Raw genomic sequence first — 24188 nt, 5'->3', positions numbered from 1 at the left:
GTAAGCGGCCCTATGAGAATTAAGGGTTTAAGAAATCATCAAGAGAAAACGAAGGGTTAATCAGAGTTAAAACGAGGGTTAACGAAATGAGGTCTACGGGTAAAAAAAGCCCCCTTCCGGGGAAGAGGGCTTTACAAGGTTAGTTACCGCCGAACATGTCTTTAATCCAGCCGGCTACGCCGTCGCTGTCTTTCTTCTCATTCTGCTGCTGCGGCTGTTGCTGCTGCGGCTGCTGTGGCTGAGAAGACTGGTCGAACGGGTTACCGGTCGGCTGTTCAGGCTGGCTCTGCTGGCACAGGGAATCCGGGTTGGTTGTCCAGACCGGGAGCGTACGCATCCCGCCGCCGCAGACGAAGTTACCGGAGCTGTCCACGCCCATATCGACGATATCTTCCGGCGCGACAAGGTTCAGCGGCACCGGAGACTGATTTGCCAGATAGCGCTGGTAAATCGACATCGCCCCGCTCGCCCCGTACAGCTTGGTCGGCTGGTTGTTATCGCGGCCTACCCAGGTGATCACCACTTCACGGCCATCAATCCCGGCAAACCAGGTATCGACGTTATTGTTGGTGGTCCCGGTCTTACCTGCCAGATGCAGGCCCGGATACTTCGCACCCAGCTGACGCCCGGTACCGCGCTGCACTACCTGCTGCATCGTCCACAGCGTCATATAGGCGGCCTGAGCAGGAACTGCACGCTCCGCCTGAGGGAAGCTCTGATACAGTACGGAGCCATCTTCGGCAATCACCGAACGCAGGGCAGACAGCGGCGCGCGGTTACCCCCGCTGGCAATGGTCTGGAACGCCTGCGCCACTTCGATCGGCGTCAGGTTAAGCGCGCCCAGGATCATCGCCGGTACCGGGTGCAGCTGATCTTTCGCCACGCCAAGTTTTTGCCAGGTATCGACAATGGCCGGCAGTCCCAGCGACATGCCCAGGTTCACCGTTGGCACGTTCATGGAACGGGTCAACGCATCCACCAGCATGACCTGCCCGCTGAACTGTTTATCGTCGTTCTGCGGTGACCAGACCTGGCCGTTGGGCTGGCGCAGGGAGATCGGCGCATCCGCAATCCAGGTATTCAGGCGATACTGATTTGGCTGACTCAGGGCAGTGAGATAGGTTGCTGGTTTTGCCAGAGAACCGATTGAGCGACGCGCCTGCATGGCGCGGTTATAGCCAGCAAACTGCGGCTCGGCACCGCCCACCATCGCGCGAACTTCGCCAGTGTTACGGTCAACCACCACCATCGCGGTTTCCAGATCGGAGAGCTTACGCTGTTTCTTCAGCGCCGGAATGCCTTCTACCGCTGCTTTTTCTGCCGCATCCTGCGCCACGGAGTCAAAGGTGGTGAAGATCTTCACGCCGGAGAGATCTTTGACCTTATCGCCAAGCTTGCTTTGCAGCTCCTGACGCACCAGCTGCATAAACGCAGGCTGAGGCGAGATCACCCCACCGCGCGGCTGAACCCCGAGTGGACGTGCGCTCAGCATGTCGTACAGCTCCTGGTCGATCACCTGCTGTTGTTGCAGCAGACGCAGCACCAGGTTACGACGCTCCAGCGCAAGTTTCGGGTTACGCCACGGGTTATAAATGGACGCCCCTTTCACCATGCCCACCAGCAGCGCCTGCTGGTCCAGGCTCAGCTCTTCCACCGGACGACCAAAGTAGTACAGGCTCGCCAGCGGGAAGCCGCGGATTTCGTTATCGCCGCTCTGACCGAGATACACCTCGTTCATATACAGCTCAAGGATACGATCCTTGCTGTAGCGCGCATCCATCAGCACGGCCATGTAGGCTTCGTTCGCTTTGCGCCAGTAAGAGCGTTCGCTGGAGAGGAACAAGTTCTTCACCAGCTGCTGGGTCAGCGTACTCGCCCCCTGCACGGTCCGACCGGCAGTCAGGTTAGCCAGCACCGCACGACCAATCGAGTAGAGGCTGATGCCATCGTGCTCGTAGAAGTGACGGTCTTCGGTTGCCAGCAGGGTATCGACCAGCAGATCCGGGAAGCCATTACGCGCCACGAACAGACGCTGCTCGCCGTTTGCTGACGAAAGCATGGTGATCAGACGCGGATCGAGACGGAAGAAACCGAACTGACGGTTGTTATCCATGTTCTCGATGGTATCCAGACGATCGCCGTCAAAGGTCAGACGCGCGCGCACCTGACCCTCTTTGCTGTCCGGGAAATCAAACGGACGACGGATCATCTCAATGCTGTTCGCCTGCACGGTAAATTCGCCAGGGCGCGTCATTTTTGACACCTGACGATACTGGGTGGCTTCCAGCAGTTTAACCATCTCGTTCTTAGTGATGGACATATCTGGCTCAAGGTTCACCATACGGCCATACACTGCCGCAGGTAGCTGCCAGACTTTACCGTCGATACGGCTGCGGATCTTCTGATCGAGATACACGCCGTAAATCGCCATCAGCACGACAAAAACAATAAACAGCTTCAGCAGCAGCCAGAACCAGCCGCGCTTGCCCCGAGGCTTACGCCCTTTGCCTTTTCCATTACGCGGCATCGGTTCTTCATCCTCATAATCGTCTTCATAGTCATCGTCATAGTCCTCATCTCTGAGGCGACGACGGCTTACCTTTTCTTTCGCCGGACGCGCTGGTTTTCCCTTACGTCCTATTGGCTCGCGGTCATTCCCCGCCATGCTTTTTCTCCGCAACTTTCAGGCGCAAAGGCCAGATTTTCTTTTCTTTCACAGGCCTGTGAAAGAAGAAATCTCTCAAAATGTGTTTTCTCCCTCTCCCCGCAGGAGAGGGGCGGGGTGAGGGCATCAGGCCGCACTCCCCTTTCACGAATATTTCTTTGTTCGCCGCGTCGGCGCCGTATTCGCCGGATCGTCCGGCCAGACATGTTTGGGGTATCGCCCCTTCATCTCTTTCTGCACTTCACGGTAGCTTCCCGCCCAGAACGCCCCCAAATCTCGGGTGATTTGCAATGGACGATGCGCAGGGGACAGCAGCTCAAGCACTAACGGCATGCGCCCTTCCGCAATGGACGGCGTGGTGGCTTCACCAAACATTTCCTGCATCCGAACCGCCAGCGCCGGCGGATTATCCTCATGATAACGGATGGCAATCCGGCTTCCGGTCGGCACAGTGTAATGCCCTGGCAGTTCACTATCCAGACGTTGACGTAATGACCAGTCCAGTAAATTCTGTAACGCGGTCTTAACATCAAGCGCCTTAAGGGCTCGCAGGGAGTGTACGCCGCTCATTTGCGGCAGCAGCCAGCGCTCAAGCGTAGCAAGCAGCGTCTCGTCATCCACCGCAGGCCAACCGTATTCCGGCAGCCACTTCGCGGCGCAGTGCAGACGAATGCGGTACTGATCCGCTTCCGGCGTCCAGTTCAGGGCGTTCAGCCCTTTTTCCCGAATGCCGTTCAGCATGGCCTGATGGAGCTCTTCTTCCGACGGCTTCGCCAGCGGCTTCGTTCCAAGCGTCAGCTTTCCAATCCGGCTGCGACGAAACGCCTTAAGCGTGCCCTGGGCGTCATCCCACTCCACGGTATCAGATTGCTGAAGCAGTTGCGGACAGGTACGCGTCAGGGCGTCAATATCTACGGCTATCGCCTGCAGGATACGCGCATCCGGAGAATGGCTGCCCTGCAGCAGGAGCGGCGCAATCAGCCACTCATGACGCGTCAGGGCGTCATCGCTGTCCAGCATCGCACCCATGCCGTTTGCCAGCTGGTAGCGACCGTCCAGCCCGCGCCGACGCGCAATCCTGTCAGGGAAGCCCTGGGCCAGCAGGAAGGCAATCTTATCGCTGTCAGGCGCTCCTCCCCGGCTATTCAGGCGTTTGCACAACTGCTGCGCCCGCTGCTGCCAGTTTCCTTGATTGCGCGAAAAAGCCTGCCCCAGATCGCTGCTGCCTCCACGCGGCGGCTCCTCAAGAATAGCCGCCAGTTTTGCCGCCGTGGCAATTTCATCTTCCCCTTGCGCAGCCACCAGCATCGCGGCCAGACGCGGATCGTTGCCCAGCGCCGCCATTTTCTGGCCGCGCGCCGTCAGACGCTCGCCTTCCAGCGCGCCAAGCTGCGTCAGCAACGTGCGCGCAGCGGCGAGGTTAACGACAGGGGGAGAATCAAGCCAGGTAAGCTGTTCAGGATCCGGACAGCCCCACTGCAGCAGATCCATCACCAGACCAGACAAATCACTTTGTAAAATTTCTGGCGTGCTTTGCTGTGCAGCACGTTCAGCCTGTTCCGCGCTGGTCAAATGCAGGCAGATACCCGGCTCAAGACGCCCCGCTCGGCCAGCGCGCTGCACCATCGACGCCTGGCTGATGCGCTGCGTCAGGAGTTTAGTCAGCCCGGTACGCGGGTCAAAGCTTGCCACCCGCTCCTGCGCGCTATCCACCACCAGGCGAATACCTTCAATGGTCAAACTGGTTTCAGCAATGTTGGTTGCCAGCACCACCTTGCGCTGCCCCACCGGGGCAGGAAGGATAGCTTTACGCTGCTCCTGCAGTGACAGCGCGCCGTAAAGCGGGCAAAGCAGCACATCGCCGCCTACGCGGGTAGAAAGGTGCTCCTGCACGCGCTGGATCTCACCGACACCCGGCAAAAACAGAAGCAGCGAGCCGGGTTCCTGACGCAGCAGTTCTGCGGTTGCGATGGCGACCGCTTCGTCAAAACGCTGGTGGGTCGGAAGCGGTTGATAGCGGCGTTCAACGGGATACGCCCGCCCTTCAGAGCTGATAACAGGCGCATCGGGTAGCGCCTGCCGTAGCCGCTCATTGTCCAGCGTGGCCGACATTATCAAAAGCCGGAGATCGTCGCGCAGCCCCTGCTGAACATCCAGCAACAGCGCGAGGGCCAGATCGGCCTGCAGGCTGCGCTCGTGGAATTCATCCAGGATCACCAGCCCAACGCCGTTCAGCTCCGGATCGTTTTGCAGCATGCGGGTAAGAATGCCCTCGGTGACTACTTCAAGACGCGTGGTCGGGCCAACGCAGGTCTCGGCACGCATCCTGTAACCTACCGTTTCGCCCGGTTTTTCATTCAGCAGCTCCGCCAGGCGCTGCGCCACGTTGCGCGCGGCCAGCCTGCGCGGCTCCAGCAGGATAATTTTCCCGCTGATGTTCCCGTCTTTCAGAATCTGCAGCGGCAGCCAGGTGGACTTACCCGCCCCCGTCGGGGCATTCAGCAAAACCTGCGGGGAGTGGCGTAAGGCAGCGAGAAGGTCAGGAAGAACGACGGCGACCGGCAATGAGGACACTAACAGCTCCAGAGGGTTAACATTAGTCGGCGTACATTGTAGCATCGGCGCATATCATTACCGAGTCCTCCGTATGCCTGAGTCGAAACGGCTGTTTTTTGCCATTGAATTGCCCACCACGATACAGCGTCAAATTGTTCGCTGGCGTGCTGACAACTTCGCGCCGGAAGCGGGCCGTCCTGTTGCGGCGGCTAACCTGCACCTGACGCTGGCCTTTTTGGGCGACGTCAGCGCCGAAAAACAGCGGGCATTAGCCGCAATGGCCGGGCGTATTGCCCAGCCGGAATTTACGCTGCAACTTGACGACGCGGGTCAGTGGCTGCGTTCGCGCGTGGTCTGGCTGGGAACGCGCCAGCCGCCGCGCGGATTATTGCAGCTGGCGAACATGCTGCGCGCGCAGGCGGCGCGCAGCGGCTGTTATCAGAGCCCACAGCCGTTTCATCCGCATATCACTCTGCTGCGCGATGCCGGTCAGGCCGTTGCCATCCCGCCGCCGGGTTTTCACTGGGCGTTTCCGGTCAACACATTCGCGCTTTATGAATCCGTCTTTGCACAGGGACGCACCCGCTATACGCCGCTACAGCGCTGGACGCTGGGCAACACCGAAAGGAATTCTGATGAAGTTTAGTCCTCCTCTGCAGCACGCCACGTTAATCCAACGCTACAAACGCTTCCTCGCCGACGTGATTACCCCCGAAGGGGTTCAGCTCACCCTGCACTGCCCCAATACCGGTGCCATGACGGGATGTGCGACGCCGGGTGACAGGGTCTGGTATTCCACATCAGAAAATAGTAAACGGAAATATGCCCATACCTGGGAAATGACCGAAACTCAAAACGGGGCATTTATTTGCGTTAATACCCAGCGCGCCAATCAGCTGGTTAAGGAAGCGCTGACCCTTGGCACAATTCCCGAACTGGTGGGATATGGCACGCATAAAAGTGAAGTGAAATATGGCGATGAGGGCAGCAGAATTGACTTCATGTTACAGGCGGAAGACAGGCCGGAGTGCTATATTGAAGTGAAATCAGTGACGTTAGCGGAACAGGAAAATGGCTACTTCCCGGATGCGGTAACGCTACGTGGCCAGAAGCATCTGCGAGAGCTAATGAGTGTTGCGGCGGCGGGCAAACGCGCCGTATTGCTGTTTGCGGTGTTGCATTCAGCCATTGAACGTTTCTCCCCTGCCCGCCATATTGACCCTAAATACGCGCAATTGTTGAATGAGGCACAAAAGCAGGGGGTAGAGGTTTTCGCTTATAAAGCGGAACTTTCTGCCGATAATATGACTCTGAGATCCTCTCTTCCCATTGTCTTATAAGGGATTAGACGATTGACGAATAAGTGTTCTGGCCGCGTGCGCAAATACGCTTTTCCTCACAGGCTTGTCAAGTGTTACGTTTAGATAATTGCCATACGGAAAAGCATCTGCTATTTATAGCGACCTGATTTTTCCCCCAACACGGGGATCGATAGTGCGTGTTAAGGAGAAGCAACATGCAAGAAGGGCAAAACCGTAAAACATCGTCCCTGAGTATTCTCGCCATCGCTGGGGTGGAGCCGTATCAAGAGAAGCCGGGCGAAGAGTATATGAACGAAGCCCAGCTGTCGCACTTCAAGCGTATTCTTGAAGCATGGCGTAATCAACTCAGGGATGAAGTCGATCGCACCGTTACTCATATGCAGGATGAAGCTGCCAACTTCCCGGATCCGGTAGACCGTGCCGCTCAGGAAGAAGAGTTCAGCCTCGAACTGCGTAACCGTGACCGCGAACGCAAACTGATCAAAAAGATCGAGAAAACGCTGAAAAAAGTCGAAGACGAAGATTTTGGCTACTGCGAATCCTGCGGTGTTGAAATCGGTATTCGTCGCCTGGAAGCGCGTCCAACCGCCGATCTGTGCATCGACTGTAAAACGCTGGCCGAAATCCGCGAAAAACAGATGGCCGGTTAACACCAGCGCTGTTTACACACTCCAAAGGCGGGAGTCTCTCCCGCCTTGTTACTGTTGATATGTCTGAATCACACTATATTGGGCGCTTCGCGCCATCTCCTTCCGGTGAATTACACTTCGGCTCATTAATTGCCGCGCTCGGCAGCTACCTGCAGGCTCGCGCCCGCCGGGGAAAATGGCTTGTCCGCATTGAAGATATTGACCCTCCGCGTGAAGTTCCCGGTGCAGCAGAGACTATTCTGCGTCAGCTGGAACATTACGGTCTTCACTGGGATGACGAGGTGCTCTGGCAGTCAAAACGTCACGATGCTTATCGGGAACGTCTGGCCTGGCTTCGCGATCGGGGGCTTTCCTATAACTGCACCTGCACCCGCGCCCGTATCCAGAGCGTAGGAGGGGTCTATGATGGCCACTGTCGTACGCTCAATCTCCCCCCGGAAAATGCCGCCGTGCGCATCAAGCAGCGCACCCCGGTGACGCGCTTTAACGATCTCCTCTCCGGTGAGATTCATGCCGATGAACGTCTGGCGCGTGAGGATTTTATTATTCACCGTCGTGACGGCCTTTTCGCCTACAACCTGGCCGTGGTCGTCGACGATCGTTTTCAGGGCGTGACGGAGATTGTGCGCGGGGCGGATCTGGTCGAGCCCACCGTGCGACAAATTTCGCTATATCACCAGTTTGGCTGGACGGCCCCGGATTACATCCATCTGCCGCTGGCGGTTAATGCGCAGGGCTTAAAATTGTCAAAGCAGAACCACGCCCCGGCCCTGCCAGAGGGCGATCCGCGTCCTGTTTTGATCGACGCGCTGCGGTTTCTCAACCAGAATGTAACCAACGAATGGCAGGATCTGCGTATTGACGAACTGCTGAAAATGGCCGTTGCCAACTGGACGCTCGCGGCAGTGCCAAAAATCCAGCATTCTCAAATGCGTTGCGCTGAGCTATGATTAGCCGCTTTTTTCATAACAAAACACACTACGAGGTGTACCATTTTTACCCGAGTCGCTAATTTTTGCCGTAAAGTGCTAAGCCGCGAAGAGAGCATGGCGAACGATGCTATTGCACAGCCACACATGTCGGTTATTCCGCGTGAGCAGCACACAATTTCCCGCAAAGATATCAGTGAAAATGCCCTCAAGGTGCTCTATCGTCTGAATAAAGCGGGCTACGAGGCCTATCTCGTGGGCGGTGGGGTGCGTGATTTACTGCTGGGCAAAAAACCGAAAGATTTCGACGTGACGACCAGCGCCACGCCTGAGCAGGTGCGCAAACTATTCCGTAACTGCCGTCTCGTTGGCCGCCGTTTCCGTCTGGCTCACGTGATGTTTGGGCCAGAAATTATCGAAGTGGCAACCTTCCGCGGCCACCACGAAGCCGGCGCGTCCGATCGCACGACGTCACAGCGCGGCCAGAACGGTATGCTGCTGCGTGACAATATCTTCGGGTCCATCGAAGAAGATGCCCAGCGTCGCGACTTCACCATCAACAGCCTTTATTACAGCGTGGCGGATTTCACCGTGCGCGATTACGTCGGCGGCATGCAGGACCTGAAAGAAGGTCTGATCCGTCTGATCGGCACGCCGGAAACGCGCTACCGTGAAGATCCCGTGCGTATGCTGCGCGCCGTGCGTTTCGCCGCCAAGCTGAACATGCGCATCAGCCCGGAAACGGCAGAGCCTATTCCGCGTCTGGCGACGCTGATTAACGACGTGCCCCCTGCCCGCCTGTTCGAAGAGGCCCTGAAGCTGCTGCAGGCCGGCCACGGCTTTGAAACCTACAATCTGCTGCGCGAATACAACCTGTTCCAGCCGCTATTCCCGACCATTACCCGCTACTTCACCGAAAACGGTGACAGCCCAATGGAGCGGATGATTGCGCAGGTGCTGAAAAATACCGATACCCGCATTCGCAACGACATGCGCGTGAACCCGGCGTTCCTGTTTGCCGCGATGTTCTGGTATCCGCTGCTGGAAACGGCCCAGCGCATTACCCAGGAGAGCGGACTCGCCTATTACGATGCGTTCGCGCTGGCCGCCAACGACGTGCTCGACGAAGGCTGCCGCACGCTCGCCATTCCGAAACGTATTACCACTCTGGTGCGCGACATCTGGCAGCTTCAGCTGCGCATGTCCCGTCGTCAGGGCAAACGCGCCTGGAAGCTGATGGAGCATCCTAAATTCCGCGCTGCCTTCGATCTCCTGTCGCTGCGCGCGGAAATTGAACGCAACCAGGAGCTGCAGCGTCTGGCGCAGTGGTGGGCTGAATTCCAGGTCTCCGCCCCGCCAGAGCAGAAAGATATGTTGACCGGGCTGGATGAAGAGCCGGAACCGCGTCGCCGTCATCGTCGCCCGCGCAAACGCGCGCCGCGTCGTGAAGGAACAGCATGACCCTCGCGTATATCGCCATCGGCAGCAATTTAGCCTCTCCGCTGGAGCAGGTGAATGCTGCCGCAAAGGCGCTGGGTGAGATCCCGCAAAGCAAGATTGTGGCTGTCTCCTCGTTCTACCGCACTCCGCCGTTGGGTCCGCAGGATCAGCCTGATTATCTGAACGCCGCCGTGATCCTTGAGACTGAACTGGGCCCAGAAGAGCTGCTGGACAATACCCAGCGCATCGAACTGCAGCAGGGCCGCGTTCGCAAAGCCGAGCGCTGGGGACCGCGCACGCTGGACCTCGACATTATGCTGTTTGGTCACGAGACCATTAACACTGAACGTCTCACCGTTCCGCATTACGACATGAAAAATCGCGGGTTTATGCTCTGGCCGCTGTTTGAAGTCGCCCCCGATCTTATCTTCCCGGATGGCACCCCACTTAAGTCCATTCTGGACTGCCTCAATGCGGAAAGACCCGCTCGCTGGTGATCGGGTTCCCCTGCTGATTAGCCTCAAAATAATTGTGGCTAATCGATTACCTAAAATCATTGTTCCCTCGAATGTTACTGTTAGAATGCGCAAAGATTCGCTTTGGGCTATCAGGAAACAGTATGAAACCAACCACCATCTCCTTACTGCAGAAATGCAAACAGGAAAAAAAACGCTTCGCCACCATCACCGCGTATGACTACAGCTTCGCCAAACTGTTTGCCGAAGAGGGGATCAACGTCATGCTGGTCGGAGATTCGTTAGGGATGACGGTACAAGGACATGATTCCACCCTGCCGGTGACGGTTGAGGATATCGCTTACCATACCCGCGCCGTGCGCCGTGGCGCCCCAGCCTGCCTGCTGCTTTCCGATCTGCCGTTTATGGCCTACGCCACGCCGGAGCAGGCATTTGAAAACGCGGCAGCGGTGATGCGTGCGGGCGCTAATATGGTCAAAGTTGAAGGCGGCGCATGGCTGGTGGATACGGTGAAGATGCTCACCGAGCGTGCCGTGCCGGTGTGCGGCCATTTGGGTTTGACGCCGCAATCCGTCAACATCTTTGGTGGATATAAAGTGCAGGGCCGTGGTGATGCAGCCCAGACGCTGCTGGATGATGCCCTGGCGCTGGAAGCCGCAGGTGCCCAACTGCTGGTGCTGGAGTGCGTGCCGGTTGAGCTGGCGAAGCGCATTACTGAAGCTCTGTCGATTCCGGTGATTGGTATTGGTGCGGGCAACGTGACTGACGGTCAGATTCTGGTGATGCACGACGCCTTTGGCATCACTGGCGGACATATTCCAAAATTTGCCAAAAATTTCCTCACCGAAGCGGGCGACATGCGCGCTGCGGTCAGGCAGTATATTGCCGACGTTGAATCCGGTGTTTACCCGGGTGAAGAACACAGTTTCCATTAAGGAGTCTCGTTGTGCTAATCATTGAAACCCTGCCGCTGCTTCGCCAGCATATCCGTCGTGCGCGTCAGGAAGGTAAACGTATCGCACTGGTCCCGACCATGGGCAACCTGCATGACGGCCATATGAAGCTGGTTGACGAAGCAAGAGCCCGTGCAGATATCGTGGTGGTCAGTATCTTCGTTAACCCAATGCAGTTTGACCGCGCCGACGATCTGGCACGCTATCCGCGCACCCTGCAGGAAGATTGCGAGAAGCTCAAAAAACGCCATGCGGATATCGTCTTCTCACCTGCACCGGCGGATGTTTACCCGCAGGGTACTGAAGAGGCAACCTACGTTGACGTCCCGGGCATTTCCACAATGCTCGAAGGCGCGAGCCGCCCGGGTCATTTCCGCGGCGTATCGACCATCGTCAGCAAGCTGTTCAACCTGGTGCAGCCGGACGTTGCCTGCTTCGGTGAGAAAGATTTCCAACAGCTGGCGCTGATCCGCAAGATGGTTGCGGATATGGGTTACGATATCGAGATTGTCGGCGTACCGATTGTACGCGCCAAAGACGGTCTGGCGCTCAGCTCGCGAAATGGCTACCTGACCGCCGACCAGCGTAAAATCGCGCCGGGCTTAAGCAAGGTCATGAATACCATGGCAGAACAGCTTCTGGCGAAAGAGTTAACTGCCGAAGAGATTATTGCTCTGGCTGAACAGGCGCTGAACGATAAAGGCTTCCGCGCTGATGATATTCAAATTCGCGATGCCGACACGCTTCTGGAGCTTACACAGACCAGCAAACGTGCGGTCATTCTGGTGGCGGCATGGCTTGGTCAGGCCCGCCTAATCGACAACAAAGTGGTTGAACTGGCGTAGGTTTCTCTACCCTGAAGATGAAAGGTAAACGTAATGATTCGCAAAATGCTGCAAGGTAAGCTTCACCGTGTGAAAGTCACCCAGGCCGACCTGCACTATGAAGGCTCCTGCGCCATCGACCAGGATTTCCTTGATGCCGCGGGCATCCTTGAAAACGAAGCGATTGATATCTGGAACGTTAACAACGGCAAACGTTTCTCAACCTATGCCATCGCCGCCGAGCGCGGGTCTAAAATCATCTCCGTTAACGGCGCGGCAGCGCACTGCGCTGACGTGGGCGATATTGTGATTATCGCCAGCTTCGTGATGATGTCTGATGAAGAGGCACGCCGCTGGCAGCCGAAAGTCGCCTATTTTGAAGGCGACAACGACATGAAACGTACCGCGAAGGCGATTCCGGTTCAGGTTGCTTAAGCATTATCCCTGCGGCTGATTGCTGATCAGCCGCGACATTGTTTCCAGCGAATCCGTTCTTAAGATGTACAGGCGTTTCAGTAAGAACGGATTATCCCCCGGCTTCACCTTCCCTTTCACCGTCGTCACTGCCAGATGGAAACCGGCATCATTTGCCGCCTTTATCGCTTTATTGTCGTAGCCGCCAAACGGATAGGAAAGATAGAGCACGCGCGGGTTAAACTGCGCCAGCGCGCGACGCGAGCGTTCAAAATCAAACAAAATCACGTGATAGCTGCGGCTCAGTAAAATCGGGTGCTTATACCCATCCACGCGGTGCAGGAAGTGGGTATGTGACTGAATATCAAACACATCCTGAATGCCCTTTATCTCCTGCACGCTCATAAACTGCAGCGATTTGGGGTCCCATTTCTGCGGGTGGCCTTTAATGCGGGAAGAGATAATAAATGCGGTAGCCTTGAAGCCGTATTCTTTCAGCACAGGATAGGCATAGCGGCTGACAGATTTCAGGCCGTCGTCAAAGGTTATTACCACCGATTTTGCAGGCAGGTTCATTTTGTTACGCACGTACCCTTCCAGCTGGTACATCGTCAGGGTGGTATAGCCTTGATCGCGTAACCAGGCCATCTGGTTGTTAAACGCACGTACGCTGGTGGTCGTGGACGTATGTCGAAAGCGCGTGTTTTCTTCATCACGCAAAATATGATGGTAGGTCAGAACCGGAAGTCCATTATCTTCCTGCGCATCCAGGCTGCTGATCCACGCCAGACGATTGCCGATGCGGATCTGAAACCAGGTCTGATTCAGGCGGTCTTTCAGTTTGTTTAATATGGGATAGCGAAGATTGGCGCTTAATGTGCCGAACGGCGCGCTACCGCTCGACGGCGCGTTATAGACCGGCGTGTCTTTCCAGGTAATGAGATTCTGATTGCTCAGGGGTTTATTGAGATCCCCGAGGCTGTCCTCAACGCGCTGTTTCCCCTGAACCGGCTCCAGGTGCCCTTTATCGATAAAACCCGTGCCAAAACCGAAGCGAAATTCATAGTAGTCCGCCGCCGCGGGCACAACGGCGAGGATCTGCCCGGCGCGCACGTTACCGACGTTGATCACGCTGTTTCCCACCTGTGCCCAGATCGCCGCGTCTTCGGTGGTTTGCATGTACTGGGCAGGCAGCGTTTGCTGACTGAGTAAACTGGCTGAGCTGACGCCGGAAATGAGCATCAATAGCAGGAAAAGAATGCGCGGTAGCATGGTGTCTTAATCGGTGCGGAAAACTGCCGCTATTGTAACAAATGAGACATCAATACCAACGTTTAATTCTTATACAAATCGTGGAGCAGGACGAAAGGAGGATTTTTTTGCTGCTGATGCCACAAGCTGCTGACGCCCGGAACGCCCTGTGCCACGATGGCCTGGCGAAACTCAGCGCTGCTTAAGGATCCACGCTGCGGATACATTAACGTCAGCAGGGAGAGGTTAATACCCGAGATCACTTCACAGCAGGCGTGCTTATGGCTGAGCAAAGCGGCTGCGCGGTAAGGCGCCGCGCCCGATTTATCGGTAAGGAAAATCACACCATCACCGGTGTCCGTTTCATACAGGGCATCGCACATCATGCGGCTAAGCATGTTGGTGCTCAACCCCCGCCAGTAGTTTACCGCCCGGCATTGCACCAGCGGGCCAAATCTGGCTTCGAGCTTATCCAGCATTTCCTGCGCCTGTTCATCGTGGCAGGTGATAACCCATCCCAGCATAACTCTCTCCTTAGCAGGCAAGTAGTTTAGCGAAGTGAAGGTTAGCTTTCGGTGATAACTGTCAAAGAAAGTGCCCGGCAAACTAAACGTCGCCGGGCAAAAGATTAGCTGCGCAGACCGCGTCCACGCTGGATCAGATACCAGCAGAGCAGGTAGAAGGCGATGATGAACACCACCAGCACCGCAACCGTGGTAAACAGCGGCACATCGGTAATACCGAGGAAGCCAAAGCGAAAACCGCTGATCATGTAGACAATCGGGTTCAGGTGCGACAGCGCCTGCCAGAACGGTGGCAGCAGCGTCAGGGAGTAGAACACCCCGCCGAGATAGGTCAGCGGCGTCAGCACGAAGGTCGGAATCAGGCTGATATCGTCAAACGTCTTAGCGAACACAGCGTTCAGTAATCCGGCCAGCGAGAAGAGGATTGCCGTCAGGAGCAGCGTCAGCGCGACGAACAGCCACGAGTGGACCTGGAACGGCACGAAGAACAGCGAAATCGCCGTGACCAGGATCCCCACGCACAGCCCGCGCGCTACGCCGCCGCCAACATAGCCCGCGATAATGACGTGCGTCGGCACAGGCGCAACCAGCAGCTCTTCAATATTGCGCTGGAACTTAGCGCTGAAGAATGACGACGCTACGTTGGCGTAGGCGTTAGTAATCACCGCCATCATAATCAGTCCCGGCACGATAAACTGCATATAGGTAAAGCCGTGCATTTCACCAATCCGGGAACCAATCAGGTTACCGAAGATGATGAAATAGAGCGTCATCGTGATGACCGGTGGCACCAGGGTTTGCACCCAGATACGCATAAAGCGGTTAATCTCTTTCGCCCAGATGCTTTTCAGCGCGACCCAGTAAAGATGCGTCATGCCTTGTCTCCTTGTTTGTCCTGTACCAGAGAGACAAACAGCTCTTCCAGTCGGTTCGCTTTGTTACGCATACTTAAGACCTGAATCCCCTGCGCGCTCAGCTGCGAGAACACACTGTTAATCCCCTGCTCGCGCAGCACTTCCACCTCCAGCGTCGAGGTATCGACGAGGCGATACTGATACCCTTCAAGCTTCGGCAGCGGGCTTTTAGCCGCCAGATCGAGGATGAAGGTTTCTGATTTCAGCTTGGAGAGCAGATTCTTCATCGAGGTGTTCTCCACCAGCTCACCGTGCTGGATGATGCCGATGTTGCGGCAGAGCATTTCCGCCTCTTCAAGGTAGTGGGTGGTCAGAATAATGGTGGTGCCTTTATCGTTGAGATCCTTCAGGAAGCCCCACATGGAGCGGCGCAGTTCAATATCGACACCCGCCGTTGGCTCATCAAGAATCAGCAGTTTTGGCTCGTGCATGAGCGCGCGGGCAATCATCAGGCGGCGCTTCATCCCGCCGGATAACATCCGTGCGCGTTCGTTACGCTTTTCCCACAGGTCGAGCTGCTTGAGGTATTTTTCGCTCCGTTCAAGGGCTTCTTTACGCTCGACGCCGTAATAGCCAGCCTGGTTAACGACGATCTGCTGCACCGTCTCGAACGGGTTGAAGTTGAACTCCTGCGGTACCAGACCCAGCTGGCGCTTGGCGTTGACCACATCTTTTTGCAGGTCGTAACCAAAGACGCTCACCCGGCCGGACGTTTTATTGACCAGCGAGCTGATAATCCCAATGGTGGTCGATTTCCCCGCGCCGTTCGGCCCCAAAAGCGCGTAAAAATCACCGGCCTCTACTTTTAGATCTATTCCGCGTAGCGCCTGAACGCCGCCCGGATAGGTTTTTTTAAGCTGCTCAAGCTCCAGTGCAATTGCCATGAAATTAACTTACCTTCAGTTCTGACACACGTTGTGTGGTTTCATTAAAAGTCGGGTTACCCTATAGTAGCGCAACGCAATTACTCGGTTACAGGTCGCTAACCTCCATGAACAACATAGATACACTCATCAGCAACAATGCACTATGGTCAAAAATGCTGGTGGAGGAAGACCCCGGATTTTTTGGAAAACTCGCGCAGGCGCAAAACCCACGCTTTCTCTGGATTGGATGCTCCGACAGCCGCGTACCGGCGGAGCGCCTGACCGGCCTTGAGCCCGGCGAACTGTTCGTTCACCGCAACGTTGCCAATCTGGTGATTCACACCGATCTCAACTGTCTTTCTGTTGTTCAGTATGCCGTTGACGTTCTGCAAGTCGAGCACATCATCATTTGCGGCCATTACGGCTGCGGCGGCGTGCAGGCGGCGGTTGAAAACACGGAGCTGGGGCTCATTGATAACTGGCTACTGCACATCCGCGATATCTGGTTCAAACATAGCTCACTGCTGGGTGAAATGCCGCAGGAGCGTCGCATGGATACCCTTTGCGAACTCAACGTGATGGAGCAGGTGTATAACCTGGGCCACTCAACGATCATGCAATCAGCCTGGAAACGCGGGCAGAAGGTCTCTATCCACGGCTGGGCGTACGGAATTCACGATGGTCTGCTGCGCAATCTGGAAGTGACCGCCACCAACCGCGAAACGCTGGAGCAGCGTTACCGTTCGGGGATTGCCAACCTTCAGCTTAAGCATGTGAATCATAAATAAAGCCGGGGATGTTCTCCCTCTCCCTGCGGGAGAGGGCCGGGGTGAGGGCATCAGCCCGCAATTACTCGTCCAGCAATACCACTTTCCCAACATACGGCAGATGGCGATAACGCTGCGCGTAGTCAATGCCGTAACCGACGACGAATTCGTCAGGAATTGAGAAACCCACGAACTCTACCGGCACCTGCACTTCACGGCGGTCAGGCTTATCCAGCAGGGTGCAAATCGCCAGCGATTTTGGCTCACGCAGGCTCAGGATCTCGCGCACTTTTGACAGCGTATTGCCGGAGTCGATAATGTCCTCAACGATCAACACATCTTTGCCACGAATATCTTCATCCAGGTCTTTCAGGATTTTCACATCACGGGTGGTGGACATGCCGCTGCCGTAGCTGGAGGCGGTCATAAAATCGACTTCGTGGGGCACATGCACTTCACGGCACAGGTCTGCCATGAACATGAAAGAGCCGCGCAACAGACCGACCAGCACCATTTCACTGCCGCTGTCCTTGTAATGTTCGGTGATTTGACGACCCAGTTCGGCGATACGCGCTTTGATCTCGGCTTCCGGGATCATCACTTCAACAGTATGTTTCATATTACTAACCAAATGATTTTAATGAAAATCTCTCAATACGGACGAGTTAATATCCAGCACTGATACGCAAGTCCCTCATTATATCAGCAAATGGATAAGCCTGGCGTATGAGTTATAAAAAGCAAATATTGTGATTCCGATCACACTTGTTAATACCTATAATTAGTTGCTAGCAAATTATTAACAAAAACTGACGAGTACACTTTCTATGGCTGAAACAAACTCTAAACAGCCGCGTCTACTGGTAACATTAACAGCAGCGTTCGCAGCCTTCTGCGCGCTGTATCTGTTAATCGGTGGCGTCTGGCTGGTCGCTTTAGGCGGCTCCTGGTACTACCCGATTGCGGGCCTGGTGATGGTTGCCGTAACCGTCCTGCTGTTGCGTAGAAAACAATCCGCACTGTGGCTGTATGCCGCATTCCTTCTTGCCACCATGATCTGGGGCGTCTGGGAAGTCGGCTTTGACTTCTGGGCGCTGACGCCGCGCAGCGATATTCTGGTCTTCTTCGGTATATGGCTGATCCTGCCGTTTGTCTGGCGTCGCCTGATCGTGCCGTCCAGCGGTGCCGTTGCGGCGCTGGTAGTAGCCCTGCTGATCAGCGGCGGTATCCTGACCTGGGCCGGCTTTAACGACCCGCAGGAGATCAACGGTACGCTGAATGCAGAATCGACGCCTGCGGCGGCGATCTCACAGGTCGCTGACGGCGACTGGCCTGCCTATGGTCGTAACCAGGAAGGCCAGCGTTACTCCCCGCTGAAGCAGATCAACGCGGACAACGTTAAAAACCTGAAAGAAGCCTGGGTATTCCGTACCGGCGACCTTAAGATGCCGAACGATCCGGGTGAACTGACCAACGAAGTGACGCCAATCAAAGTCGGCGATATGCTTTATCTGTGTACGGCGCACCAGCGTCTGTTCGCGCTCGACGCGGCCACCGGTAAAGAGAAATGGCACTTCGATCCGCAGCTGAACTCCAACCCGTCCTTCCAGCACGTGACCTGCCGTGGCGTCTCTTACCACGAAGCGCGCCCGGATAATGCGAGCCCGGAAGTCATTGCCGACTGTCCTCGCCGCATCATGCTGCCGGTCAACGATGGTCGCCTGTTCGCCATCAATGCCGAAACGGGCAAGCTGTGCGAAACCTTTGCCAACAAAGGTATCCTGAATCTGCAGACCAACATGCCTGACACCACGCCGGGTCTGTATGAGCCAACCTCACCGCCAATCATCACCGATAAAACCATCGTGATTGCCGGTTCGGTAACGGATAACTTCTCCACGCGTGAAACCTCCGGCGTTATCCGTGGTTTCGACGTGAATACCGGTAAACTGCTGTGGGCCTTCGACCCGGGCGCGAAAGATCCAAACGCGATCCCGTCTGACGAGCACACCTTTACCTTTAACTCGCCAAATTCCTGGGCGCCAGCGGCGTATGACGCGAAGCTGGACCTGGTCTACCTGCCAATGGGCGTTACTACGCCAGATATCTGGGGCGGTAACCGCACGCCGGAGCAGGAACGTTATGCCAGCGCTATCGTGGCGTTGAACGCAACCACCGGTAAGCTGGCCTGGAGCTATCAGACCGTACACCACGATCTGTGGGATATGGATATGCCGTCCCAGCCGACGCTGGCGGACATTACCGTTAACGGCAAAACCGTTCCGGTGATTTACGCCCCGGCCAAAACCGGCAACATCTTCGTGCTGGATCGCAGCAACGGCAAGCTGGTTGTGCCTGCCCCGGAAAAACCGGTACCGCAGGGTGCGGCGAAAGGCGACTACGTCAGCAAAACCCAGCCGTTCTCCGACCTGAGCTTCCGTCCGAAGAAAGACCTCAGCGGGGCAGACATGTGGGGCGCCACGATGTTTGACCAGCTGGTGTGCCGCGTGATGTTCCATCAGCTGCGCTATGAAGGCATCTTCACGCCGCCTTCTGAGCAGGGCACGCTGGTCTTCCCGGGTAACCTGGGGATGTTCGAGTGGGGCGGGATCTCCGTTGACCCTAACCGTCAGGTAGCGATTGCTAACCCGATGGCGCTGCCGTTCGTTTCCCGTCTGATCCCACGCGGTCCGGGCAACCCAATGGAACAGCCGAAAGACGCGAAAGGCAGCGGTACCGAAGCCGGCATTCAGCCGCAGTACGGCGTACCGTTCGGCGTAACGCTGAACCCGTTCCTGTCTCCGTTTGGTCTGCCGTGTAAACAGCCTGCCTGGGGTTACATCTCCGGTCTGGATCTGAAAACCAACCAGATCGTGTGGAAAAAACGTATTGGTACGCCACAGGACAGCATGCCGTTCCCGATGCCGGTTCCGGTGCCGTTCAATATGGGTATGCCAATGCTGGGTGGCCCAATTTCCACCGCCGGTAACGTGCTGTTCATCGCGGCAACCGCAGATAACTACCTGCGCGCGTACAACATGACCAACGGTGAGAAACTGTGGCAGGGCCGTCTGCCTGCGGGTGGACAAGCCACGCCGATGACCTATGAAGTGAATGGCAAGCAATACGTTGTCATCTCTGCGGGCGGTCACGGTTCGTTTGGCACGAAGATGGGCGACTATATTGTCGCGTATGCGCTGCCTGACGAAAACAAGTAACTGAAAAGCCCGGTGGCGCTTACGCGCTTACCGGGCCTATGGATACGCTATGTAGGCCGGGTAAGGCGAAGCCGCCACCCGGCTTTTTTACACGGTAAAGCCCAGCATCATCCCCGTATCTTCATGTTCCAGCAGATGGCAGTGCGCCATGTAGGCAAACTCCTTCGGCGCGTCGTGGTCAAACTTCACCAGCACCTCGCTGACGCCGCCCTCCACCTTCACCGTATCCTTCCAGCCCGCGCGATGCGCGTCCGGCGCTTTACCGTTCTCAGAGAGAATGCGGAACTGGGTGCCGTGGATATGGAACGGATGCAGCATCATGTCCCCTTCGCCTGAAATCACCCAGCGCTCAAACTGGCCCTTTGTCGCAGCAAACATCGGCGTATTCATGTCGAACGCCTTGCCGTTGATCATATTGGCGTTGTGGAAATCAAAGCCATGGTCGCCGTGATTCATGTTCCCCATGCCGCCCATTTTTCCATGGTCCATATTCATATGGCCCATCATCTGCCCGTGATGCATTCCCGCCATCGCCGTATCGCCATATTTCGCCATCAGCGCCTGCATGCCCATCATATCGAGCATCGGGTTCATAGAGAGCTGCAGCTTGCGTTGCGTAAGCCCATCAAGCGACGGAAGTGCCGGCATAGTGGTTAACGTATCAGGGAGCGTGCCGGAAGCGGTCACCAGTAAAGGCTGGATACGCAGCACCGGATGCGGCTTGTCAAACGGCGCGACCGCCATCCCCATCTGGCTAACCGGCAGCGTCACGAGGTCAAACGCCTTGCCGTCGCTGATGTCCACCAGCACCTCAAAGCGTTCGCCCATCAGCATCGGCAGCTCGCTCACTTTCACCGGCTCAGGCAGCAGCCCGCCGTCGCTGGCGACCACGTACAGCGGACGCTTATCGCTGGTAGCAAAATTGAGGGAACGCGCGTTACAGCCGTTAAGCAGACGCAGGCGCAGCCAGCCTTTCGGCGCGGCGTGCTGAGGATAAATGGCGCCGTTGGTCAGCAGCGTGTCGCCAAACCAGCCTACCGCCGCGCTCATCACATCCAGCTGGTAGTCAATTTGCCCGTCAGCGGTGAATTTCTTGTCCTGCACAATCACCGGCACATCGTCGATGCCCCACTGCTTCGGCAGGCGCAGCAGGCGGCTTTCGTCGTCTTCAATCAGCACCAGCCCCGCCAGCCCCATCGCCACCTGATGGCCCGTCTTACCATGCTGATGCGGATGGAACCAGCAGGTCGCCGCGCGCTGGTCGGGCGTAAAGGTGACGCTGCGCGAGCCGCCCGCTTTGATGATGCCCTGCGGCCCGCCGTCTACCTCGCCTGGTACTTCCAGCCCGTGCCAGTGCAGCGTCGTCTCTTCGGCGAGCGTGTTGTGGATATCCACCGTCACCGCTTTCCCTTTACGCAGCTGCAGCGCCGGGCCGAGCAGATTGCCGTTATAGCCCCACGTCGTGGCGTTGTGCGCACCGAATGTTGTTTTGCCTGCCTGAACCACAAGCTGGATACGGCTGCGGGCGTCAGCGGTCACCAGGTCAGGGATGGGTAAGGCAGGCCTGTCAGCCGCGAAAACCGCGCGGCTCCAGAGGGGTAATGCGCTGGCAGCCCCCAGCACAGCGGAATATTTTAAAAAATCACGACGTTGCATGTTCATTTCCTTATTTCCAGCAGGCGATCTTTTGAGCATAAACCCTCCCCTTACCGGAAGGTCAAGTAAAGCGGCAATAATAAAGATCGTCGCACTGGCATCAAGTATGCTAACGTTAATTTTCCGTGAAGAAGTGGTAGAAGCAATGAAGACGTTTTTCAGGACAATTTTGTTCGGTAGCCTGATGGCAATGTGTGCGAACAGCTATGCGCTAAGTGAAAATGAAGCGGAAGATATGGCCGATTTAACGGCGGTTTTTGTATTCCTGAAAAATGATTGTGGCTACCAGAATTTACCCAACGGGCAGATTCGCCGCGCGCTGGTCTTTTTTGCCCAGCAGAACCAGTGGGATCTCAGCAACTACGACAGCTTCGACATGAAGGCGCTCGGCGAAGACAGCTACCGTGACTTAAGCGGTATTGGCATTCCCACTGCTAAAAAATGCAAAGCGCTGGCTCGCGACTCACTCAGCCTGCTCGCCTACGTTAAATAACCTTCCCGACGCCTCCTGTTGAACCTCTGGCCGTGCAACCACGGTTAGAGTTAGCTATCATGTTTCGCTCATTTTTTGCGAGCGTAACGGATGTTTACACAGGAGGAGTTCGCTATGGCCGACCACACGTTGTGGCATGAAACATTGCATGACCAGTTTGGTCAGTACTTTGCCGTTGATAACGTGCTCTATCATGAGAAAACCGATCACCAGGATCTGATCATCTTCGAGAATGCTGCCTTTGGCCGCGTGATGGCGCTGGACGGCGTTGTGCAAACCACCGAGCGCGACGAGTTTATTTATCATGAAATGATGACCCACGTCCCGCTCCTGGCGCACGGTCACGCGAAGCATGTTCTGATTATCGGCGGCGGCGACGGCGCAATGCTGCGTGAAGTGTCCCGCCATCGTTCCATTGAAACCATCACCATGGTGGAAATCGATGCGGGCGTCGTCTCTTTCTGCCGCCAGTACCTGCCCAACCACAATGCCGGCAGCTATGACGATCCGCGCTTTAGCCTGGTGATTGACGACGGCGTTAACTTTGTTAACCAGACCTCGCAGACCTTTGACGTGATTATCTCCGACTGCACCGACCCTATTGGCCCTGGCGCATCGCTGTTCACTTCCTCGTTCTACGAAGGCTGCAAGCGCTGCCTGAACCCGGGCGGAATCTTCGTCGCACAAAACGGCGTCTGCTTCCTGCAGCAGGATGAAGCGCTGGACAGCCATCGCAAGCTCAGCACCTATTTCGAGGATGTCAGCTTCTATCAGGCGGCCATTCCGACGTACTACGGCGGGATCATGACCTTTGCCTGGGCAACGGATAACGACGTATTACGCCATCTCTCCACCGAAATTATTCAGGCCCGCTTCCATCAGGCAGGTCTACAGTGCCGATACTACAATCCGGCTATTCATACCGCAGCGTTTGCTCTGCCGCAGTACCTGCAAGACGCATTATCCACTAAGGGGGTGAGCTAATTGAAAAAGCTTAAACTGCATGGCTTTAACAATCTGACCAAAAGCCTGAGTTTTTGTATTTACGATATCTGCTATGCCAAAACAGCGGAAGAACGCGATGGTTACATCGCCTATATCGACGAACTCTACAACGCCAACCGTCTGACCGAGATCCTGTCAGAAACCTGTTCCATTATCGGCGCAAATATCCTGAATATCGCCCGACAGGATTATGAACCCCAGGGCGCGAGCGTGACCATTCTGGTCAGCGAAGAGCCGGTTGACCCGAAGCTTATCGACAAAACGGAACATCCGGGCCCGCTGCCGGAAGTGGTTGTTGCCCACCTGGATAAAAGCCATATCTGCGTCCATACCTACCCGGAGAGTCACCCGGAAGGTGGGCTGTGTACGTTCCGCGCCGATATTGAAGTGTCGACCTGCGGCGTGATTTCCCCGCTGAACGCGCTGAACTATCTCATCCACCAGCTGGAATCGGATATCGTCACGATTGATTATCGCGTGCGCGGTTTTACTCGTGACGTCAACGGCATGAAGCACTTCATTGACCACGAGATCAACTCCATACAGAACTTTATGTCCGAGGACATGAAATCGCTGTACGACATGATGGACGTGAACGTGTATCAGGAAAACATCTTCCATACCAAGATGTTACTTAAGGAGTTCGACCTTAAGCACTATATGTTCCACACGAAACCGGAAGATTTAAGCGAAGAAGAGCGTAAGGCTATTACTGACCTGCTCTGGAAAGAGATGCGCGAGATTTACTACGGTCGCAATATTCCGGCCGTGTAAGAACAAGCCGGAGCAGGGATGCTCCGGGCTGTTATTTCTGTTTCATGAAATCACGGTATGCGTTCACCACCTGAAGGAAGTCTTCTACGCCACACATCGACAGGCTCTCTTCGTCATAGTAGCTCATCCCCTCTTCCATCTCGTCACCTGAAAACTCGAGCTGGTTGGCACGCACCATGACCTCTTCACCATCCATCCACAGCGTATATTCATGCCCGGCGCGCTGCCAGGATCGTTCACTGCCTTTTACCGTATTTGCCGCCTCTTCAACCTCATCAAGAAGTGCGAGATTTTCTTTCACCTCTTCGTTAAACCAGTGTCCAACGGCTTCGTGGCCCATCGACATACGCACTTTCACCACTCCGGTGATGTCGCGCAGAAATTCGTAATCCATAGTGTTTTCCTCTGCAAAGCCATTAAGGTAATTATCGCAGCAGCGAGGAAGAAAAAAAGCGTGAGAGGTGGGAGGAATGAAAATAAAAAGGTGAGAG

Annotated in this window: 23 protein-coding genes; 14 read left to right on the top strand and 9 right to left on the bottom strand. The window is 55.9% G+C overall.

Annotated elements, in window-relative coordinates; translation table 11 throughout:
• Nucleotides 1-139: 139 nt before the first annotated feature.
• Together mrcB and hrpB are read right to left on the bottom strand one after the other, a co-directional pair.
• Nucleotides 140-2665, bottom strand: a complete 2526-nt coding sequence (gene mrcB / locus ELK40_RS04570; RefSeq protein WP_127729648.1) for a bifunctional glycosyl transferase/transpeptidase — start codon at nt 2663-2665, stop codon at nt 140-142.
• A 144-nt stretch (nt 2666-2809) separates the two neighbouring features.
• Nucleotides 2810-5239 (bottom strand): ATP-dependent helicase HrpB, encoded by a 2430-nt coding sequence (gene hrpB / locus ELK40_RS04565; RefSeq protein WP_127729646.1) that lies wholly within the window; start codon nt 5237-5239, stop codon nt 2810-2812.
• 73 nt (nt 5240-5312) lie between these two features.
• Here hrpB and thpR point away from each other — a divergent pair, with 73 nt between their 5' ends.
• The 9 genes from thpR (at nt 5313) to panD (ending at nt 12250) form a co-directional block, all read left to right on the top strand.
• A complete protein-coding gene (thpR, locus tag ELK40_RS04560; RefSeq protein ID WP_115876418.1) occupies nt 5313-5867 on the top strand; it encodes an RNA 2',3'-cyclic phosphodiesterase in 555 nt (184 codons plus the stop codon).
• Nucleotides 5857-6561 carry a DNA/RNA nuclease SfsA gene (sfsA, locus tag ELK40_RS04555; protein ID WP_023310436.1) on the top strand — a complete coding sequence of 235 codons (705 nt, stop codon included), beginning with the start codon at nt 5857-5859 and terminating at the stop codon, nt 6559-6561. Before thpR ends, sfsA begins: the two co-directional genes overlap by 11 nt.
• Nucleotides 6562-6737: 176 nt before the next feature.
• Nucleotides 6738-7193: an RNA polymerase-binding protein DksA gene (gene dksA, locus ELK40_RS04550; protein ID WP_001155232.1), complete on the top strand. Its 456-nt coding sequence runs from the start codon at nt 6738-6740 to the stop codon at nt 7191-7193.
• 59 nt (nt 7194-7252) lie between these two features.
• Complete coding sequence (gene gluQRS, locus ELK40_RS04545; protein WP_127729644.1) at nt 7253-8143, top strand: tRNA glutamyl-Q(34) synthetase GluQRS; 891 nt, start codon at nt 7253-7255, stop codon at nt 8141-8143.
• A 42-nt stretch (nt 8144-8185) separates the two neighbouring features.
• A complete protein-coding gene (gene pcnB, locus ELK40_RS04540) occupies nt 8186-9583 on the top strand; it encodes a polynucleotide adenylyltransferase PcnB (protein WP_072254544.1) in 1398 nt (465 codons plus the stop codon).
• Nucleotides 9580-10059, top strand: a complete 480-nt coding sequence (gene folK, locus ELK40_RS04535; RefSeq protein ID WP_127729642.1) for a 2-amino-4-hydroxy-6-hydroxymethyldihydropteridine diphosphokinase — start codon at nt 9580-9582, stop codon at nt 10057-10059. Before pcnB ends, folK begins: the two co-directional genes overlap by 4 nt.
• Nucleotides 10060-10181: 122 nt before the next feature.
• On the top strand, nt 10182-10973 hold the full coding sequence (gene panB, locus ELK40_RS04530; RefSeq protein WP_045401071.1) for a 3-methyl-2-oxobutanoate hydroxymethyltransferase: 792 nt from the start codon (nt 10182-10184) through the stop codon (nt 10971-10973).
• An 11-nt stretch (nt 10974-10984) separates the two neighbouring features.
• On the top strand, nt 10985-11836 hold the full coding sequence (panC, locus tag ELK40_RS04525; RefSeq protein WP_111964013.1) for a pantoate--beta-alanine ligase: 852 nt from the start codon (nt 10985-10987) through the stop codon (nt 11834-11836).
• Between the two features lie 33 nt (nt 11837-11869).
• A complete protein-coding gene (panD, locus tag ELK40_RS04520; protein ID WP_006810068.1) occupies nt 11870-12250 on the top strand; it encodes an aspartate 1-decarboxylase in 381 nt (126 codons plus the stop codon).
• Between the two features lie 3 nt (nt 12251-12253).
• Here the strand turns inward: panD and ELK40_RS04515 are convergent, their stop codons facing one another.
• The 4 genes from ELK40_RS04515 to ELK40_RS04500 form a co-directional block, all read right to left on the bottom strand.
• Complete coding sequence (locus tag ELK40_RS04515; RefSeq protein WP_115876423.1) at nt 12254-13501, bottom strand: polysaccharide deacetylase family protein; 1248 nt, start codon at nt 13499-13501, stop codon at nt 12254-12256.
• Nucleotides 13502-13563: 62 nt separating this feature from the next.
• Complete coding sequence (locus ELK40_RS04510) at nt 13564-14004, bottom strand: PTS sugar transporter subunit IIA (RefSeq protein WP_127729640.1); 441 nt, start codon at nt 14002-14004, stop codon at nt 13564-13566.
• Nucleotides 14005-14108: 104 nt separating this feature from the next.
• Nucleotides 14109-14879, bottom strand: coding sequence for an ABC transporter permease (locus ELK40_RS04505; RefSeq protein WP_023334536.1), 771 nt, complete (start codon nt 14877-14879; stop codon nt 14109-14111).
• Nucleotides 14876-15802, bottom strand: a complete 927-nt coding sequence (locus ELK40_RS04500; RefSeq protein ID WP_008501946.1) for an ABC transporter ATP-binding protein — start codon at nt 15800-15802, stop codon at nt 14876-14878. Before ELK40_RS04500 ends, ELK40_RS04505 begins: the two co-directional genes overlap by 4 nt.
• Nucleotides 15803-15909: 107 nt before the next feature.
• Here ELK40_RS04500 and can point away from each other — a divergent pair, with 107 nt between their 5' ends.
• Nucleotides 15910-16572: a carbonate dehydratase gene (can, locus tag ELK40_RS04495; protein WP_008501947.1), complete on the top strand. Its 663-nt coding sequence runs from the start codon at nt 15910-15912 to the stop codon at nt 16570-16572.
• Nucleotides 16573-16633: 61 nt separating this feature from the next.
• On the opposite strand, the gene hpt is transcribed toward can, so the two are convergent.
• Entirely contained in the window at nt 16634-17170 is a 537-nt protein-coding gene (gene hpt / locus ELK40_RS04490) for a hypoxanthine phosphoribosyltransferase (RefSeq protein WP_008501948.1), read from the bottom strand.
• A 208-nt stretch (nt 17171-17378) separates the two neighbouring features.
• Here hpt and ELK40_RS04485 point away from each other — a divergent pair, with 208 nt between their 5' ends.
• Entirely contained in the window at nt 17379-19769 is a 2391-nt protein-coding gene (locus ELK40_RS04485; RefSeq protein ID WP_115876424.1) for a glucose/quinate/shikimate family membrane-bound PQQ-dependent dehydrogenase, read from the top strand.
• 87 nt (nt 19770-19856) lie between these two features.
• On the opposite strand, the gene cueO is transcribed toward ELK40_RS04485, so the two are convergent.
• Nucleotides 19857-21425 carry a multicopper oxidase CueO gene (cueO, locus tag ELK40_RS04480; RefSeq protein WP_127729638.1) on the bottom strand — a complete coding sequence of 523 codons (1569 nt, stop codon included), beginning with the start codon at nt 21423-21425 and terminating at the stop codon, nt 19857-19859.
• Nucleotides 21426-21570: 145 nt separating this feature from the next.
• Here cueO and ELK40_RS04475 point away from each other — a divergent pair, with 145 nt between their 5' ends.
• From ELK40_RS04475 to speD, 3 genes are all read left to right on the top strand, one after another.
• Nucleotides 21571-21918 carry a YacC family pilotin-like protein gene (locus tag ELK40_RS04475; protein ID WP_014882582.1) on the top strand — a complete coding sequence of 116 codons (348 nt, stop codon included), beginning with the start codon at nt 21571-21573 and terminating at the stop codon, nt 21916-21918.
• Nucleotides 21919-22032: 114 nt separating this feature from the next.
• A complete protein-coding gene (gene speE, locus ELK40_RS04470) occupies nt 22033-22902 on the top strand; it encodes a polyamine aminopropyltransferase (protein ID WP_039265690.1) in 870 nt (289 codons plus the stop codon).
• Nucleotides 22903-23697 (top strand): adenosylmethionine decarboxylase, encoded by a 795-nt coding sequence (speD, locus tag ELK40_RS04465; protein ID WP_008501953.1) that lies wholly within the window; start codon nt 22903-22905, stop codon nt 23695-23697.
• A 31-nt stretch (nt 23698-23728) separates the two neighbouring features.
• On the opposite strand, the gene yacL is transcribed toward speD, so the two are convergent.
• Nucleotides 23729-24091: a protein YacL gene (yacL, locus tag ELK40_RS04460; RefSeq protein WP_115876426.1), complete on the bottom strand. Its 363-nt coding sequence runs from the start codon at nt 24089-24091 to the stop codon at nt 23729-23731.
• Between the last annotated feature and the right edge of the window lie 97 nt (nt 24092-24188).

It is taken from the genome of Enterobacter sp. N18-03635 (assembly GCF_004006055.1).
Taxonomy (GTDB): Bacteria; Pseudomonadota; Gammaproteobacteria; order Enterobacterales; family Enterobacteriaceae; genus Enterobacter; species Enterobacter vonholyi.
Note: the sequence above shows the minus strand (reverse complement) of the source record. Positions and strands in the feature narration are given on the sequence as shown.